This window comes from uncultured Caballeronia sp., from assembly GCF_964243625.1.
GTDB lineage: Bacteria > Pseudomonadota > Gammaproteobacteria > Burkholderiales > Burkholderiaceae > Caballeronia.
This window is the reverse complement of the sequence record NZ_CAXTGZ010000096.1, coordinates 1-15187: the sequence shown is the minus strand read 5'-3', so window position 1 is coordinate 15187 and position 15187 is coordinate 1. Positions and strand designations below refer to the sequence as shown.

General features: G+C 59.2%; 17 protein-coding genes. 4 read left to right on the top strand and 13 right to left on the bottom strand.

Features of this window, described 5'->3' with window-relative positions:
• Positions 1 to 442: RNA polymerase sigma factor (locus ACFFAR_RS09170; RefSeq protein WP_375507789.1), on the top strand; the 442-nt coding region annotated here is incomplete at its 5' end.
• Positions 443 to 947: 505 nt separating this feature from the next.
• On the opposite strand, the gene ACFFAR_RS09165 is transcribed toward ACFFAR_RS09170, so the two are convergent.
• On the bottom strand, positions 948 to 1589 hold the full coding sequence (locus ACFFAR_RS09165) for a glutathione S-transferase family protein (protein WP_062172548.1): 642 nt from the start codon (positions 1587 to 1589) through the stop codon (positions 948 to 950).
• Between the two features lie 340 nt (positions 1590 to 1929).
• Here ACFFAR_RS09165 and ACFFAR_RS09160 point away from each other — a divergent pair, with 340 nt between their 5' ends.
• Positions 1930 to 2535 carry a TetR family transcriptional regulator gene (locus ACFFAR_RS09160; protein WP_174362614.1) on the top strand — a complete coding sequence of 202 codons (606 nt, stop codon included), beginning with the start codon at positions 1930 to 1932 and terminating at the stop codon, positions 2533 to 2535.
• A gap of 122 nt (positions 2536 to 2657) precedes the next feature.
• Positions 2658 to 3347: a type 1 glutamine amidotransferase domain-containing protein gene (locus ACFFAR_RS09155; RefSeq protein WP_062170973.1), complete on the top strand. Its 690-nt coding sequence runs from the start codon at positions 2658 to 2660 to the stop codon at positions 3345 to 3347.
• 75 nt (positions 3348 to 3422) lie between these two features.
• Here the strand turns inward: ACFFAR_RS09155 and ACFFAR_RS09150 are convergent, their stop codons facing one another.
• The 3 genes from ACFFAR_RS09150 to ACFFAR_RS09140 all read right to left on the bottom strand — a co-directional run bounded on the left by ACFFAR_RS09150 (position 3423) and on the right by ACFFAR_RS09140 (position 5786).
• Positions 3423 to 4319 (bottom strand): NmrA family NAD(P)-binding protein, encoded by an 897-nt coding sequence (locus tag ACFFAR_RS09150; protein ID WP_174362615.1) that lies wholly within the window; start codon positions 4317 to 4319, stop codon positions 3423 to 3425.
• A 128-nt stretch (positions 4320 to 4447) separates the two neighbouring features.
• Positions 4448 to 4990, bottom strand: a complete 543-nt coding sequence (locus tag ACFFAR_RS09145; RefSeq protein ID WP_174362616.1) for a carbonic anhydrase — start codon at positions 4988 to 4990, stop codon at positions 4448 to 4450.
• A gap of 61 nt (positions 4991 to 5051) precedes the next feature.
• Positions 5052 to 5786, bottom strand: coding sequence for a hypothetical protein (locus tag ACFFAR_RS09140; protein WP_174362617.1), 735 nt, complete (start codon positions 5784 to 5786; stop codon positions 5052 to 5054).
• 386 nt (positions 5787 to 6172) lie between these two features.
• Between ACFFAR_RS09140 and ACFFAR_RS09135 the strand changes: the two genes are divergently transcribed.
• Positions 6173 to 7129, top strand: coding sequence for a helix-turn-helix domain-containing protein (locus tag ACFFAR_RS09135; RefSeq protein ID WP_174362618.1), 957 nt, complete (start codon positions 6173 to 6175; stop codon positions 7127 to 7129).
• A 55-nt stretch (positions 7130 to 7184) separates the two neighbouring features.
• Here the strand turns inward: ACFFAR_RS09135 and ACFFAR_RS09130 are convergent, their stop codons facing one another.
• The 9 genes from ACFFAR_RS09130 to ACFFAR_RS09090 all read right to left on the bottom strand — a co-directional run.
• Complete coding sequence (locus ACFFAR_RS09130) at positions 7185 to 7949, bottom strand: SDR family oxidoreductase (protein WP_174362619.1); 765 nt, start codon at positions 7947 to 7949, stop codon at positions 7185 to 7187.
• A gap of 11 nt (positions 7950 to 7960) precedes the next feature.
• Positions 7961 to 8626: an ANTAR domain-containing response regulator gene (locus ACFFAR_RS09125; protein WP_062003000.1), complete on the bottom strand. Its 666-nt coding sequence runs from the start codon at positions 8624 to 8626 to the stop codon at positions 7961 to 7963.
• Between the two features lies 1 nt (position 8627).
• Positions 8628 to 9782: a transporter substrate-binding domain-containing protein gene (locus ACFFAR_RS09120; protein WP_062003001.1), complete on the bottom strand. Its 1155-nt coding sequence runs from the start codon at positions 9780 to 9782 to the stop codon at positions 8628 to 8630.
• 42 nt (positions 9783 to 9824) lie between these two features.
• Positions 9825 to 10811 carry an acetamidase/formamidase family protein gene (locus ACFFAR_RS09115; protein ID WP_174362620.1) on the bottom strand — a complete coding sequence of 329 codons (987 nt, stop codon included), beginning with the start codon at positions 10809 to 10811 and terminating at the stop codon, positions 9825 to 9827.
• A 12-nt stretch (positions 10812 to 10823) separates the two neighbouring features.
• Positions 10824 to 11531 (bottom strand): ABC transporter ATP-binding protein, encoded by a 708-nt coding sequence (locus ACFFAR_RS09110; RefSeq protein ID WP_062170986.1) that lies wholly within the window; start codon positions 11529 to 11531, stop codon positions 10824 to 10826.
• Entirely contained in the window at positions 11528 to 12241 is a 714-nt protein-coding gene (locus ACFFAR_RS09105) for an ABC transporter ATP-binding protein (protein ID WP_062170988.1), read from the bottom strand. The genes ACFFAR_RS09110 and ACFFAR_RS09105 overlap by 4 nt, the downstream gene beginning before the upstream one ends.
• The gene (locus ACFFAR_RS09100) at positions 12238 to 13254 is read right to left on the bottom strand and encodes an ABC transporter permease (protein WP_375507790.1); all 1017 of its coding nucleotides are present in this window, start codon (positions 13252 to 13254) and stop codon (positions 12238 to 12240) included. The genes ACFFAR_RS09105 and ACFFAR_RS09100 overlap by 4 nt, the downstream gene beginning before the upstream one ends.
• 60 nt (positions 13255 to 13314) lie before the next feature.
• Positions 13315 to 14184, bottom strand: coding sequence for a branched-chain amino acid ABC transporter permease (locus ACFFAR_RS09095; protein WP_062003006.1), 870 nt, complete (start codon positions 14182 to 14184; stop codon positions 13315 to 13317).
• An 84-nt stretch (positions 14185 to 14268) separates the two neighbouring features.
• The coding region (locus tag ACFFAR_RS09090; RefSeq protein ID WP_174362622.1) for an ABC transporter substrate-binding protein at positions 14269 to 15187 on the bottom strand (919 nt) is incomplete at its 5' end.

Here is a 15187-nt window from a genome sequence, read left to right as displayed (position 1 = left end):
CTATAACAGCAGCGTTTCCCCGCCAATGGCGTGGATGGCGGTGATTGTCAGAAGTCGCACCTTCGACTATTTAAGACGACGCAAATCCTCTGCGGGGCCGGAGATAGAGTGGAGCGATAAACTTGACGAAATCTTGACGGCTGAAACACTTGATCCCTGTGAGCTGGCGGCCTTGAATCAACAAGCGCGACACTTGGAAACATGCATGAACTTCCTCCAAACCAATCAGAGGCGTGCATTGGAGCTAGCGTACTTTCATGATTTAACGCACAGGGAGATAGCGGAGGAAATGACCGTACCGCTTGGTACGGTCAAGGCATGGTTACGTCGTGGAACCGAAGCGCTCAAGGTCAGTCTGGGCACGAATGGCGGGACCGTCTCATCAACGTCGCCGGCAACTGCGAAACATCTCTCTTTAAGTTCGGTACGGGTAATCAATTAGGCATACGTCTATGAGCTCGGGTCCTGGAGACTTGCCCAGGGCGTCCACAGCCCGACACATCGGACGCAGGCCGACCCGAAACGGTCAATCAAATCCATACAAAGCAGTCATTCAGTCAAGTCCCGGATTGAAGCCATTTTGCTCATCCGGGAACCCGGGCGCGCGACGATCTACGTAGTTCGTTTCCATTCCGGTGCTGTAGTTACCCTGAATGCATTGGACAGTGGCCGCTTGTCATTTCCAGACTCGGGGATTTGCCCATCAAGGTGTTCTGCACAACGTTTGAATCCGAAGCGAGTCAAAGCATGAGTCTTATCCATCTTCTCCACCTTGACACCGGTTTCCACTATCTGCCGCACCGGACGACACCTCCGCTATCCAGGCTGACGCGTCGTCCGTTAGACGGTGCGCGCAGAGTCCCAAGTTAATTGACCAAGTTGGAATGACATGCCTCGGCTGAGCAAGCTCAACAATTACGGCCAGTTTGAGCAAGCGTCGACCCGCTTCAAGTAAGCAACGGCGTCAAGTCCGGATCGCCTTTAGCCATCGCCCGCTGGTATGCGGGCCGTGCGCCGATGCGCTGCAGATACGCGAGTATGTAGGGATAAGGCGTAAGGTCGACAGAATGAAACAGGCGCATGGTGGTCAGCGAGAACACGCTCATGATGTCGGCTGCGGTGAAGTCGCTTCCAGCCAGATAATCGTTCTGCGCTAGCCGCGCTTCGAGCAGCGCGAGCACCTTGTCCAGCCGTTCTTGCACCGATGCCTGAATCGGATGATCGGGCGCGAGGCCGCAGCGTCCCACCATCATCGATCGTCCCATCACCGGTTGAAGATTGCCATTGGCGAAATGGAACCAGTAAAGGTAGGAGGCAAAATCCGGATGGTCGGGCGCAAGCTGCAATCGTCCGTGCCCATAGCGCGCAAGAATGAATTCGACAATAGCGGCCGACTCAGCGAGCAACATACCTTCGACTTCGACAAGCGGCGCAGCGCCGAGCGGGTGCAGCGCTTTCAGTTCAGGCGGCGAAAGGCGGGTGACCGCGTCTCGTGTGTATTTTTCGAGCTCGTAAGGAACGCTGAGTTCTTCGCAAAGCCAGACGACACGTTCCGATTGAGAATGACCGAGGTGATGGATTTTCAGCATGAAGCTTTCCTGGCGAGAATGTGAAGACAGCCCGAAGCCAGTCGATAGTGACGCTAGATGGCGCGAGGCTTGGAACGCTTGCGAACGATGGATTACAGCTTTCGCGATTTCCACGAGCGTCGTCGACGAGCGAAACTGAACGCGCATGAACCCGCACCAAGATAGGCAATGACCGACGAGGCTCGCAACCTGCGGGAAGCGCCACCCTATTTTATATGGCCGAAAAGCGCATTATGAACGGCGACTTGGGGCTGATGGCCTGCCTCTGTCCTCGCAAACGTCACGACACCTTTTTAAACCACTTGTAGACGACTGGTCTACTACGCGTTATAGTCCGTACATGGCCATTGCAAACACATCTGAAACCACCGACGTCCGCGAGAACATCATCGCCGTCGGTCAACGGCTGATCGGCGCCAAAGGGTTTTCTGCCGTTGGCCTGAATGAAATTCTTTCGGAGGCCGGCGTGCCGAAGGGATCGTTCTACCATTACTTCGGTTCGAAAGATGCGTTCGGCGTGGCGCTGCTCGAGAGTTACTTCGAGGACTATCTGGACGATCTTGACCGGACGCTTGCTCAGCCCGGTCTGGATATGGCACAGCGGTTGGCGGACTACTTCCGCATCTGGCAGGAAACGCAATCGTTCTATGACTGCCAGGGCAAATGTCTTGCGGTCAAACTGGGCGCCGAAGTGGCGGACATGTCGGAAGCAATGCGTGCCGCATTGAATCGCGGCACGGCAGGCATCATCAGCCGGCTGGCGCGCGCTATCGAGACTGGCGTGACGGAACGATCGCTTGCAATTGAGGGTGACCCGCAGAACGTTGCGCAAAGCCTTTACCAGCTATGGCTGGGCGCCAGTATCATGGTCAAGATCGTTCGCAATGTGCAGCCCTTCGCAATGGCAACGACGACAACGCAGCAGATGCTTCACCTTGCCACCTGAAAGATCGGCGCGGCAAGTGCACCTTTCCGGAGGTGCTTTTTTAGGCCCATTTTATAGACGACTGGTCTACTACAACCGCTAGCGCTATTCCGATTCACTTACTCAACCGACGGAGAAACACCATGAAAGTACTGATGATTCTGACCTCGCACGACCAATTGGGCAGCACCGGCCGCAAGACCGGTTTCTGGCTCGAGGAACTGGCAGCGCCTTATTACGCGTTCAAGGACGCCGGCGTGGACATCGTGCTGGCTTCGCCCAAGGGTGGCCAGCCGCCGCTCGACCCGAAAAGCAACGAGCCCGCGAACCAGACCGAAATGACGCATCGCTTTGAAGCCGACTCGCAGGCAACGGCGCAACTCGCGACCACCGTGCGCCTCGACAGCGTCTCGCAGTCCGACTTCGATACAGTCTTCTACCCAGGCGGTCACGGTCCCCTGTGGGACCTCGCCGAAGACAAGAACTCGATTGCGTTGATCGAATCGTTCATCGCCGCTGGAAAGCCAGTCGCCTTGGTCTGCCACGCCCCAGGCGTCCTTCGCCACGTCAGGTCGGCGGACGGCAAGCCGCTGGTCGAAGGCAAGAAAGTGACCGGCTTCACGAACTCAGAGGAAGCTGCAGTCGGGCTGACCGATATCGTGCCGTTCCTCGTGGAAGACGAACTCAAGGCGAAGGGCGGCGTGTATTCGAAGTCCGATGACTGGGCGCCCTACGTCGTCAGCGACGGGTTGCTGATCACGGGGCAAAACCCCGCTTCATCGGCGCCGGCTGCGGCTCTTCTGCTCAAGCACCCCGCGCTCGCCGCGAAGTGAGAAAAGCCGCGCGAAGTGGGAGGCGCGCGGCGACAAACGATGCTCGAATTCTTCGGGTTCATCGCATGGAAAAAGCTATTGCTCTTTTTCCCGCTGAAAAACCGCGCGGTTCGCAGTCACGTAATCGCTCACTGACATTGGCTTCCTGCCGGTGATTCGTTCGACATTGTCGTTCGTGCCTGCGAACTCGCCCGCCTGATAAGCCCGATACACTGAAACGATGTGCTGAATGAAATGCGCTGACAGGCCGAGCTGTGTGAGCCGTGCTTCGAACGACTCGAAGCTCTCGTCCTCGTAACGGATCGGTCGGCCGAGCGCTTTGCCCACCGCCTTCGCCAACGCCTCGTGATTCATTTCTTCAGCACCGAACAGCGGATAGGTTTTGCCCGCATGAGGCGCGGGATCCAGAAGGATACTGGCGATCACGCGACCCTGGTCGGCAGCGGCGATCGGCGCGTGCCGGCCGGTGCCTGCGGGCACACGAAGCAAGTCGTGGTTGGCAATAAGCGGCAACTGGAAACCGTACGTCAGCCATTCCATGAAGAACGTCGGACGCAGATGCGTTGTCGGAACACCGGCCCAATCGAACACGCGCTCGCCATACCAGTGGGCGAGCGCAGCCTGGCTGCGCGCGTCGTCCTTGGCCGAGATTTGCGACATATTGACGATCGACTGAACGCCCGCAAGCTTTGCCGCGTGCGCGAAATAGGCCGTCGCATCGATGAGCCGCGCTTGCATGACCGGGTACACGAAATACGCGCCAGCGACACCCTGCAGCGCCGCTTGCACAGCATGACTGTCCAGCAGGTCGCCCAGGACGATCTCGACGTTTCTCTCGCGCAACGCGGACGCACGCTCGTCTTCGCGATGCACGAGCGCCCGCACGCGTGCGCCCTTCGACAGCAACTCCGCAATGGCGGCGCTGCCCGTGTCTCCAGTGGCGCCTGTGACCAGGTAAAGATCAGGGTTCATCTCATACTCCAATAGAAGAGCTCATCGGCAGGACTGTCCACGCGCCGAGACTGAAGCGATCGGTAGTTCGGACGAGTGCCGGCCTGCTCGCTATGCGGGACCCGCTCGTGCCGATTCGCACACCGTCGCTAAGCGGCGGGCGTCCGCAGAGGCGCTGGGGCCGCCACAGTCTCGACCAGGCCGGTTTTCACGTCATAGACCAGACCCGACAGCATCAGCCCGTCGGGAAGCTCGAGACGCGTCTTGAGTGCCGCGATATCGAGGAGGACAGCCTTGCGAGGCTCCGTGATCGCCATAACGTCCAGAGCGGCTGACTCGACGTCGAGATACTTGGCGAGCACCGCAGGTGCATGCCGGTAGCAGCCGATGATGCCGCAATCAGTATGCTGAAGCAGAACGAGATTGCGTGGCCCTCCGGGACGTCCGGCCGCGGCCCCTACGACGCTCAGCACTGCCAACGTTTCGAGCAACGCATTGTTGACCCGGCCGCCGACATTACGAATCACCGCCGCTTCGCCCAGCTTCAGGCCCAGCACGTTCGCGGGATCGACACGCGGGTCGACGCAGCCCACGACGATCGTTCCTGTCGACGGCATCATCTTGAGGTCAGGCTTAAAGCCCGTTGTGGAAAAGCTGGCGTTACGTTCGAGCATGTCGTCATGGAAGTTCATTTGTCTCCACTCCTGCATGTTGGGGAAAAGTTGTCCGGCTGGAATTTCGATCGCGATGCGGCTATCGACTTGTCGCGTCAGCCGGACAGTTGCCGCGCTTGCGTACTTTGGTCGCGCCCGGACGAAACGCTCGAAACGCGAGGATGTGTAAGGCCAGCGCCAGGGGTACGAAGAACCCCGGAATGAACGTGTACGGGAACATCAGGATTGCCGTGTCGGGCGGATCTGCATCGATCAGTCGAAGCGGTCCTGGCGCCGTCAACACGGCACGCGCGACGATGTTCGCCAGCGAAATTATTCCGATGACATTCCACGCCCATGCGATCCGGCGACCAGCCGTACCGCGCGATGCGAGCCATGCAGCTACGGGCGCGGTAACAGCCACTACTATCTCGATGTTGCCGCCCTCGAGGGTCATCAGTTTCGGCGCCAGGCCAAGACTCCAGAGATGATGCAGGAACATTTCCACGCCGACGCGAAATACCTGAAATCCGATCAGGACACCGAGCGGAATCTGCTCGGCGAGCATAGCGCCGCCTCGGGTCAGCACAACACCCAGCACCGCGGCCAGCACCGGCAGCGTGAGTAACGCTATGCCGGGAGGGAATGTGTTCGCATGCCGCCCCACGATACCTGTCACGCCCATCCATCCATCAAATACCAACCAGATCGCGATAAAACCCAGCGTCGTGGTCGCTTCGCGAGAGCCGAGCCTCACGCATACAGCGATCGCAGCCGCGGCGGCGACCAGCACAAGATAGGCGATAAAAACGGCCGACAGTGACACGGTAGGCATGTGTTTAATTTAGACGGAATGCAGTCCGGTCAATCGCGAGCCCGAGCACGTCCGGACGACTGCAATGCCCGCGCAAATCCATCATGCGCTTCCTCTTGTAGATCTGCCAGAAATCGCGAACTGAACGGCCTGCTTGCCCAGCTCCAGGATTTTTCGAACGACCTTAGGACGGGCGCTATCTGTACGGCGGCCGCTTCGAGAATCTTCGACATGATGGCGTTCCTTTCGGCCGGTACAAGGTGAACAGGGAAAGCGCTTGTACCTTAACGCGTACGGCCGTTACGATGCATGTCGTAATTGCCACCATTTAAGACGTTTGCAGCGGCGAGCGAAGCACGTGCCCGCCCTGGCGCCATCTGCGGAACTTTCAGACTGCTGGAGGAAAGATGCATCGGATAGGATTCATCGTGCCTCAGAGGTTTCAGCTGATGAGCCTCGCGGCGCTTACGGCGTTCGAAATAGCGAACCTGCCCCCGACAGGCGAGTGCTACGACATTCATCTGCTGTCGGAACATGGCGGACCGGTGCGCTCGTCGGCCGGCATGACGCTGGAAACCGAAAAGTTTGGCGATCCCTGCTTCGACACGGTCATCGTCGGTTCGATCACCGAGCTGAAAATGCCGCCATTCGAACCAGCAATGATCGCGTTCGTGCAGGAAGCGTCCAAAGCGTCCAGACGGATCGCCTCGATTTGCAGCGGGGCATTCGTTCTCGCCGAGGCCGGCCTGTTGAATGGCCGGCGTGCAACCATGCACTGGGCACATGCGGCCGAGTTCAGGGCACGCTTCCCCGAGGTCGCAACAGACGAAGACCGGATCTTCGTCAACGATGGCCCTGTCTGGACCTCGGCGGGAATGACCGCCGGGATCGACCTTGTGTTGGCGTTGATCGACCATGACCTCGGCCCCGACGCCGCAAAAACGGTTGCCAGGCTTCTCGTCATGAATCAGCGTCGGCTAGGTGGACAGAAGCAGCATTCGGCACTGCTCGACATGACGCCCAAGTCCGATCGCATCGAAACGGTCTTCGTGCACATCCGGAGCAATCTGCGCAGTCCGCTGACGGTCGAGGAGCTGGCGGCCGTGGCCAATCTCAGTCCTCGCCAGTTCAGCAGGGCCTTTGTGGCCGAGACTGGTGTGCCACCGGCAAAAGCGGTGGAACAGCTTCGGCTCGAGGCTGCCAGATTCATGATCGAGCAAGGCCGGCACACGCTCAATGTGGTAGCCGATGAAACGGGCTTTGCAGACAGGGAGCGCATGCGCCGCGCTTTCCTTCGGACGTTCGGTGTTTCGGCAGATGTGCTGCGTCGAAATGCCAGAACAGAACCGGTCGCCAACAGATGAAATCCGGCCGGCGAAAGGCTTTTCCGAAGACGCGGCGATCGCGCTCACGCCCTGCCTATAACTGCACGCCCCGCGTCAGTGCACCGTCTACCACGAGGTTCGTGCCGCTGACAAAGCTCGCAACAGGGCTTGCAACAAACGCGACCGCGTTCGCGATTTCCTGTGGCGTCGCCATGCGCTTGGTCGGATTGAGCGCGAGCGCTTCGGCATAAAGCGCCGGATTGTTGTTCTCGATCCAGTCCCACACGCCGCCCTTGAAATAGACGTTGCCCGGCGACACTGTGTTTGCTCGAATTCCCTTCGCCGCAAGCTGGTAAGCAAGGCCCTGCACGTAATGCACGATCGCCGCCTTGAACGTGCCGTACGGCCCCGCGGCAAAGTCCACTTCCCGACCCGAAACACTCGAGATGGCAACGATCGAAGCGGCTTGACTGGCTTCGAGATAAGGAATGGCGGCATCGACCAGGTTGACCGTCCCGAGCATGTCCGTTTCGAACTGCTTGCGCCACGATTCAATGTCGTTCGTGATGGAAAGCGCGCTCACATTCGCCACGACAATATCAAGGCCACCCCATTGCTTAGCAACGTCTTCCACCCACTGCTTGAGCGCTGCGCCGTCGGCCACGTCAATGCCTGCGCCCAACGCCGCGCTCCCGCTCAGTGCGCCGAGGGATGTAGCCGTTTGCTCGGCTGCGTGCGCGTCGCGCGAGCAGATCGCAACCATTGCCCCTTCCTTTGCCAGTGTTTGCGCAATCGCCAGCCCAATGCCTTTGGTGCCGCCCGTGACAATCGCCTTCAGTCCTCTTAGCTGCAAATCCATTTTGGGGTCCTTTAAAGGTCCGGCTGGGTATGGGTATCGTCGGGACAGGGCTTGATGGCCGTGCGTTTCACCTTCAGCAATTCGCCCGCCTGGATAATCGAGTGGCACATGTCGTCGACGCTGACGCGCTTGGCCATCGCCTGGCCGCGGAGAATTTCATACGCTTCAGCTTCCGATATCTGATGCATTGCCATCAGGATCGACTTGGCCTCGTTGAGATGCCGCGCACCATTCACCTTCTGCTCGAGGCTCGCGATCCGCTCCGTCATCTGCCGGTTTTGCCTGGCATTTTGCATGGCGAACACGACCGTTGCCAGCAAGCCTGAGGCACGTATTGGCGTCGTGATGATCGCGTTCGAGCCCATCTTCAAAGCCTGGTCGATAAACGTTGGATTCTCGTAGGAGATGATCGATATCACCGGTGGCGCTTCCGGCCCGAGCCATGCATCCCTGGGCGCCTGCTCTTCCGGAATCAGCGCGCGAAAAACCAGGTCGACCTTGTCCGGCAGCACTTCGAGCGGCGGCCAGAATGCCGTCACCTGAAAGCCCATGCGCTTCAGGTGATTGGTGAGGGTCGCGCCGTCGTTGTCGTCGGGATGAAAGACGACGACAGACAGACCCCGGTTCAGTACCGAACCGGTCAGGCTGCGTTGTCGACCCTCACGTTGTGACGTCACGTCAGTACTCCCGCGTGCTGAGCTTCGTCACCCAGTCGCCCAGGCTCTGTGATGCCATGTACGGGTCCGGGGGCACCGCGCTGGCCGATTCGCGCAGGATGGAAAACTGCCCGTCGCTTTCCGCGCGCCCGATCCGCGGATACAGCGCCATGTGATGATTGACGCGGTCGATATGCACAAGCCCTTGCGGCGCGGCGAATTGCGCGCCCAGCAAATGCGGCATGATCGTGCCGATATCGTCCGAGCCTGCTTTATTGAAGGCATTTGCATACATGTGCATCTGGTAGTACGCGGCCTCCCAGTTCATGTCGGTGGGATGCTGGCGTCCGAACCGCTCTGTATGGCGCGCGAGCGCTGTTCTGTTTTCAGGCGTGCCGATACTTTGAAAATATGGCGCCGCAGTGATATGTCCGGTCGCGACGCCACGTTCCATCAACGATATTTCGGTTTCCGATGTATTCAGGCTGCCTATTGGCATGCGCGCCGGATCGAGATCCGCATGCGCGAATGCCTGGTAGAGATATGGCACGGTACGCCCTATCACCGTGCAGAAAATGAAGTCGGGGCGTTTCTTCCGGATGTCCGCGACGACATCGGCGAAATGTTCGAACGGTGCGTTCAGATCCAGATACCGTTCGCCCAGAATCGCGCCGTCGGGATGCTGCAGCAACAGTTCCTGCATTGTCCGGTTGCATTCATAGGGATACACGTAGCGCGATCCGACCATGTAGCACCGCGCGCCGTAGGTCGACGTCATGAAGTCTGCAAGCTGCAAGCCGTTCTGGTTCGGTGAAGCGCCGCTATAGATGATGTTCTCGGAAAACTCGAAACCTTCGTATTGCTGCGAGTAAATCAGCAGACGATTATGTTTCTCCACGACGGGCAACATCGCCTTGCGGCTCGACGACGTGTAACCGCCAAAGATCACGTTGACGCCGTCGTCGAGAATCAGCTTTTCTGCAAGCGCCCGAAAGCGTGTGGAGTCCGAGCCCGGATCGTAGTGCACGACCGACAACTCACGCCCTGCTACACCGCCGCGCTGATTGATCTCCTCCACGGCCAGGATCGAACCTCGCCATTGCGACATCTCCAGCGGCGCAGTTGCACCGGTAGTCGAGCAGAGCAGCCCGATCTTGACAGGTTCGGATAAAGACATGGAGCGCTTTTCAGATCAAACATTCATGGGACAGCGTTGGCATCACTTCAGGTAGTGCTTCGCGATCATTGCGCCGACCGTGTATTTTGGATCGACAAAATTGCCGAGACGCACCTTGCCGCATTGACTCAGCATCATATAGGCATCCCATTTGTCGAATCCGTATTCCGCAGCCATCCACAGCACGAGTTCACGATACGCAATCCGCGTCGCGTCCTCGAGCGGCCGCGCGCTGCCAATGCTCATCAACGCGTCCTCGTTCTCAAGACGTGGCCACGCTATGGCCCAGTTCTTGATCAGGTCCACGCGGATGGTGGTCGTGCTTGCGTATTCAACTGCCGTTCCGCAGACCTCCCCGTCGCCCTGGCACGCATGCGCGTCGCCAATGAACAAACGGGCGCCCGGCGAGCGGACCGGCAGGTAGGTGATGCTGCCCGGCCCCATGTCGGGTACGTCCATGTTGCCGCCATGCGAATCCGGTGTCAGCGAATTGATGGAGTCGATTTCCGGGGAAAGACTCAACGTGCCGATATGCGGCTTGTACGGCAGGGTATTGCGCCGGCTCCAGTAGACGTTGTCTTCGTCGATCCTGATCTTGCGGACAATTTCCGGCAGCGGTTCATTGAGCAAGGCCGTGTAGTCCGTACCCGTCAGCGCGCCGAAGTTGGGGATCATGCAGCAAAAGCCATGGGGATCATCGCCACGCGGCGCCATCTTTTCGATGTACACCGCAATCACGTCACCCTTCTCCGCCCCTTCGATCATGATCGGGCCATTCTGCGGATTCAGGAACGGCATCTTCAGGATCTGCGACGGCTTGTCCGTCTCGGACGTGATCTTGCCTTCGAACGCATCACGCGTCTCGACCACGACCGTATCGCCAGGCTGAACGTGCATGACCGGTGTGGAATACGGACCGATGGTGTAATGAAACGTGTCCTGCAGCGCTTCGGTCAGGTGATGGGTCGTGCCTTCGCGATTCGCGCCCACGCCGCGTTGCATCATGATCGAGTCGTTAAGCCATTGCATGCCGTGTCCTTTCTAAAGTGCCAGATACTGGCGAATCAATTCTTCGTCGGCGAGTTGGGCGCGGTCGAGCGTGCTGACAATCCGCCCCTTGTCCATCACGCAGCAGCGCGCCGCGACGCTTTCAACCATCCCCATGTTCTGCTCGACCAGCAACACACCAATTCCGGTTTCATGAGTTATCCGGGTCAACGTCTCGCCAATCAGATCCACGATTGAAGGTTGGATGCCTTCGGACGGTTCGTCGAGCAACAGGATCTTGGGCGACCCGATCAACGCACGCGCAATCGCAAGTTGCTGCTGTTCTCCGCCGCTCAGCGTGCCGGCTTTCTGCTGGAAGCGTGCGCCGAGCACGGGGAAATAGCTCACGACCTTGTCGAGCATTTCCGTAAGGTGCGCGCGGTTCGACTGAGCGCCCACTTGGAGGTTTTCACGCACCGTCAAAGCCGGAAATACCTCGCGGCCTTGCGGTACGTATCCCACGCCGTGCCGTGCGCGCGAATACGGACGCGAGTCGCCAATCTCTTCGCCGTTCAGCGCAATGCTGCCGGCCATCAATGGAACGAGGCCAATCAACGCGCGCATCAGCGTTGTCTTGCCAACACCGTTGCGCCCGATCAACGCGAGAATCTCTCCGCGCTCGACCGTCATGGAGACGCCGTTCAGGACCTTGCCGCCAGCATAGCCACATTCAACGCCGGCAATTTCGAGCAGAGTCGTCATTTCTTCTTGCCAAGGTAGATTTCGGCGACGTCATCGCGTGCGAGGATTTCCTCCAGCGGGCCATCGGCGAAAAGGCGGCCCGCGTGCAATACCGTCACGCGCGTCGCCACCTGCCTCACGAAGGCCATGTCGTGCTCGACGACCATGATGGTGAGTCCGCGCTCGCGCAAGCCCATGATCAACTCGCCCGTTGCGTGCGTTTCTTCCGCGGACATCCCGGCGACGGGTTCATCGAGGAAAAGAAGCTTCGGTTTGAGCGATACGGCCATCGCGATCTCGAGCCATTGCTTCTTGCCGTGTGACAAGTTGCCTGCGAGCACGTGTTCTTCCTCGGTCAGCAAGAACTGATGAAGCAGTTGCCCAAGCGACTCGATGCGATCGTCTTTCGCCCGATGCAAACCGAGCTGCAAATGCTGGCGCACGGTGAGCTCCGGAAAAATGCCCGGGATCTGGAACTTGATGCTCATGCCCATGCGGATTCGCTCATGAGGCAGCACGTGATTCAGATCGCGGCCAAGGAACGAAACGGACCCGGCACTCGGACGATGCTCGCCCGTGATGAGCTTGAAGAAGGTGCTTTTCCCGGCACCGTTCGGCCCGATCACACAGCGGATCTCACCCGCGCCGATTGCAAAGTCGATACCGTTGATCACGTGCGCGCCGCCAAAATGCTTGGCAAGCGCACGGGTTTCGAGCAGGTTGGTGCTCATGGCTCACTCCTCGTGCGTGCCTTGAACGACTGCGTCGAATGCGCCTTGCGCGCAGTGCCGCGCCGCACGAGCTTGAACATCAAAGGCAGCAAACCTTCAGGTGCCACCAGCACCACGAACAGGAGGATGGCGCCCATCAGGATCAGCGCGTACTGGCTTCCGTAGATTGCGAGCCATTGCGACAGCCACACGAGCAGCGCCGTGCCGATGATCGCGCCACCAATGCTTCGGCGCCCGGCCGTTGCGACCCAGATGATCGGCATGGCGGCCGACGTCAACCCCATCGCGGATGGCGTGATGTACGAACCCCAGATCGTATAAAGCGCGCCGGACAAGCCGCCGAGTGCGCAGCCGAATACGAAGATGAGGAGCTGATGCCGGCGGATATCGACGCCCAGCATTTCGGCCCGTTGCGGATTTTCACGGATCGCAACGAGTGTCAGCCCAAAAGGAGAATCCAGAAGGCGCCGGGTAATTCCATAGACAAGCGCGAGCAGCACGACGACCAGATAGTAAAAGCGCGTATTCTCCAGCGTCACTTCGCCGCCAAACCACGGTATCGACAATGGCGGCATGCCGGACATGCCGTTGTATCCGTTGAGGCGCGCCTCACCGATGGCCCATTGCGGTCCCGCCGTTTGCGCCATGAACGTCTCGAGGACGAGCGTCACCGAAAGCGTCACGATGCCGATAAACACGCCCTTGATCTTGCCGTAGAAAATCATGTAACCGAGGAGCGCCGCGACGACCACGCTCACCGCGAGCCCGATCAGCAACCCGCTCCATGACGAGACCCAGCCATCGCCAAGATTGATCGTGACGATTCCGTAGGTGTAGCCCGACAGGCCGAAGAACGCGGTTTGTCCGAACGACAGAATGCCGCCCTGGCCCCACATTGCGGCAAGCCCTATTGCCGAAAATGACCAGACGAGGCAATACGCGAAGTTGCCGCTCGCAGTGCTGTCGACAACAAGCGGCAGACACAAGGCCAGCAGCCACGGCGCGAGTCGCATGACCGTCGGAACGAGGCGTCGCGCCGGGGCATTGGAAGTTGCTTGATTCATCGGCGATTCCTAGCGTGCGCGACTGAAGAGATTGCCCAGTCCCTGCGGCATCAGACGGATCACGACGATCACCGTCAGCAGCAAGCCGATTTGTCCGAACAGTTGTCCATACGACGCCGTGAGCGCGGTTTGAATGACGGCGAGCGCGGCGGCGGCCGGCGTGGTTCCGGCAATCACATTGGCGCCGCCCACCACGACCGAGACAAACGCTTGCACGATGAAGTTCGTGCCCATCGTCGGAACCGCCGTCATGGTCGGTGCGTAGAGTGCGCCCGTGAGTCCAGCGAGCCCGGCGCCGAGCGCAAAGGTCAGCGTATAGAGCCGGTCCGTGCGCAGCCCGAGCGATTGCGCCATGTTCGCGTTTTGAATCGTGGCTCGCGCGCACACCCCGTAGTTGCTCTTGAAAAACAACAGGTAGAGCAAGCCGAGAATAATCAGCGCGATGACCGGCAACACGGCGCGGTATGTGGAGAACGAATATTCGCCGAGAGCGAACGACCCGAAAGGCGTGCTGATCCCTTCCATGGACGGACCGGCCACGAGCAGCATGGTCTGCTGCACGATCAGGCTGATCGCCCAGGTCGCCACGACTGAATCGTAGAGCCGGTTGTAGAGATGCCGGATCACAAGCCGTTCGATGGCAACGCCCGCGATAGCCGCCGCGAGCGCGCCAGACAGCATGGCGAGAGGCAATGGGACGCCACGCTTCGCGCAGATGATGGTCACGTAGGCGCCGCACATGATGAACTCCCCATGTGCCAGGTTGATGATGCCCATCATGCCGAAGATGACGGCCAGCCCGAGCGCGGCAAGCACAAGGTAGGCGAAGTTGTCGCCAAACTGATAGATGACCGAATACAGTGCGGAGAGTGCTGTCATCGCGAAGAAGATCTCGTTGAAGCTTGGGTATCGGCATGAGCATGATCGCCCCGCCATGAAGCGCGAGGCGACCACGTCATTGCATCAGGACTTGGGCAGGCTCGACGGCGTGTACTGACGATGATCCGGCTTCACGGGAAGATTGCACCCGACTTGCCCGAGCCAGTACGGTTGGACGTCGTTCCATACCTTTGGAATCTCGACCGAGTGATCTTCCTTCACATGCACGAGATAGATCGTGTGGCTCAGGTGATGACTCTTCGGATCGATGCAGACCTTCCCTGAAGGTCCGTCCGTGCAGATGTTGCCGCCATCCAGCGCTTTCTCCACTGCAGCCTGATCGGTCGACTTCGCCTTTTCCACTGCAGCCTTGTACAAATACACGGCGTCGTAGGCGTTCGCTGCTTCCTGATTGATGTAGGGCTCGTTCGGATACTTGGCGTGGAAGCGCTTCTTGAAGTCGTTGCTCGCGGGCGAGTCGACTTCTTCCACATAGTTCGCGGTGACGAACATGTCCTTCAGCGCCGGCGCCTTGAAGCGCTTGTGCTCATAGGCCTGGCCTACGTTCACGGAACTTCCCATCGGCAGGTTCAGATGGGCGGACGCCTGCTGCTCGTAGTAGGACGCCTGATTCGCGCCGACCAGCAAGGTCATCACGAAGTCCGGCTTCGCTTTCTGGATGTTTTGAATGGTCTGTCCGAACTGCGAGACGCTGAGCGGAATGAACTCTTCGCCGACCATTGTGCCGCCGTTTTCCTTGACGATATTGCGAACCCATTCCGCCGATATCTGGCCGAAGTTGTAATCCGCCGCGATCGTATAAACCTTCTTGCCGTACTTCTGCATCATCCATGGAATCAGCGTCGAGAATTGCTGCTCGGGAACCGCGCCGGTAACGAACACGTTCGAGTCACACACGCCGCCTTCATACTGGTTGTTGTACCAGTAGAGCTGGTGCGCGCGGTCCATGATCGGGCGGATCGCTTCACGCGACGCGCTTGAG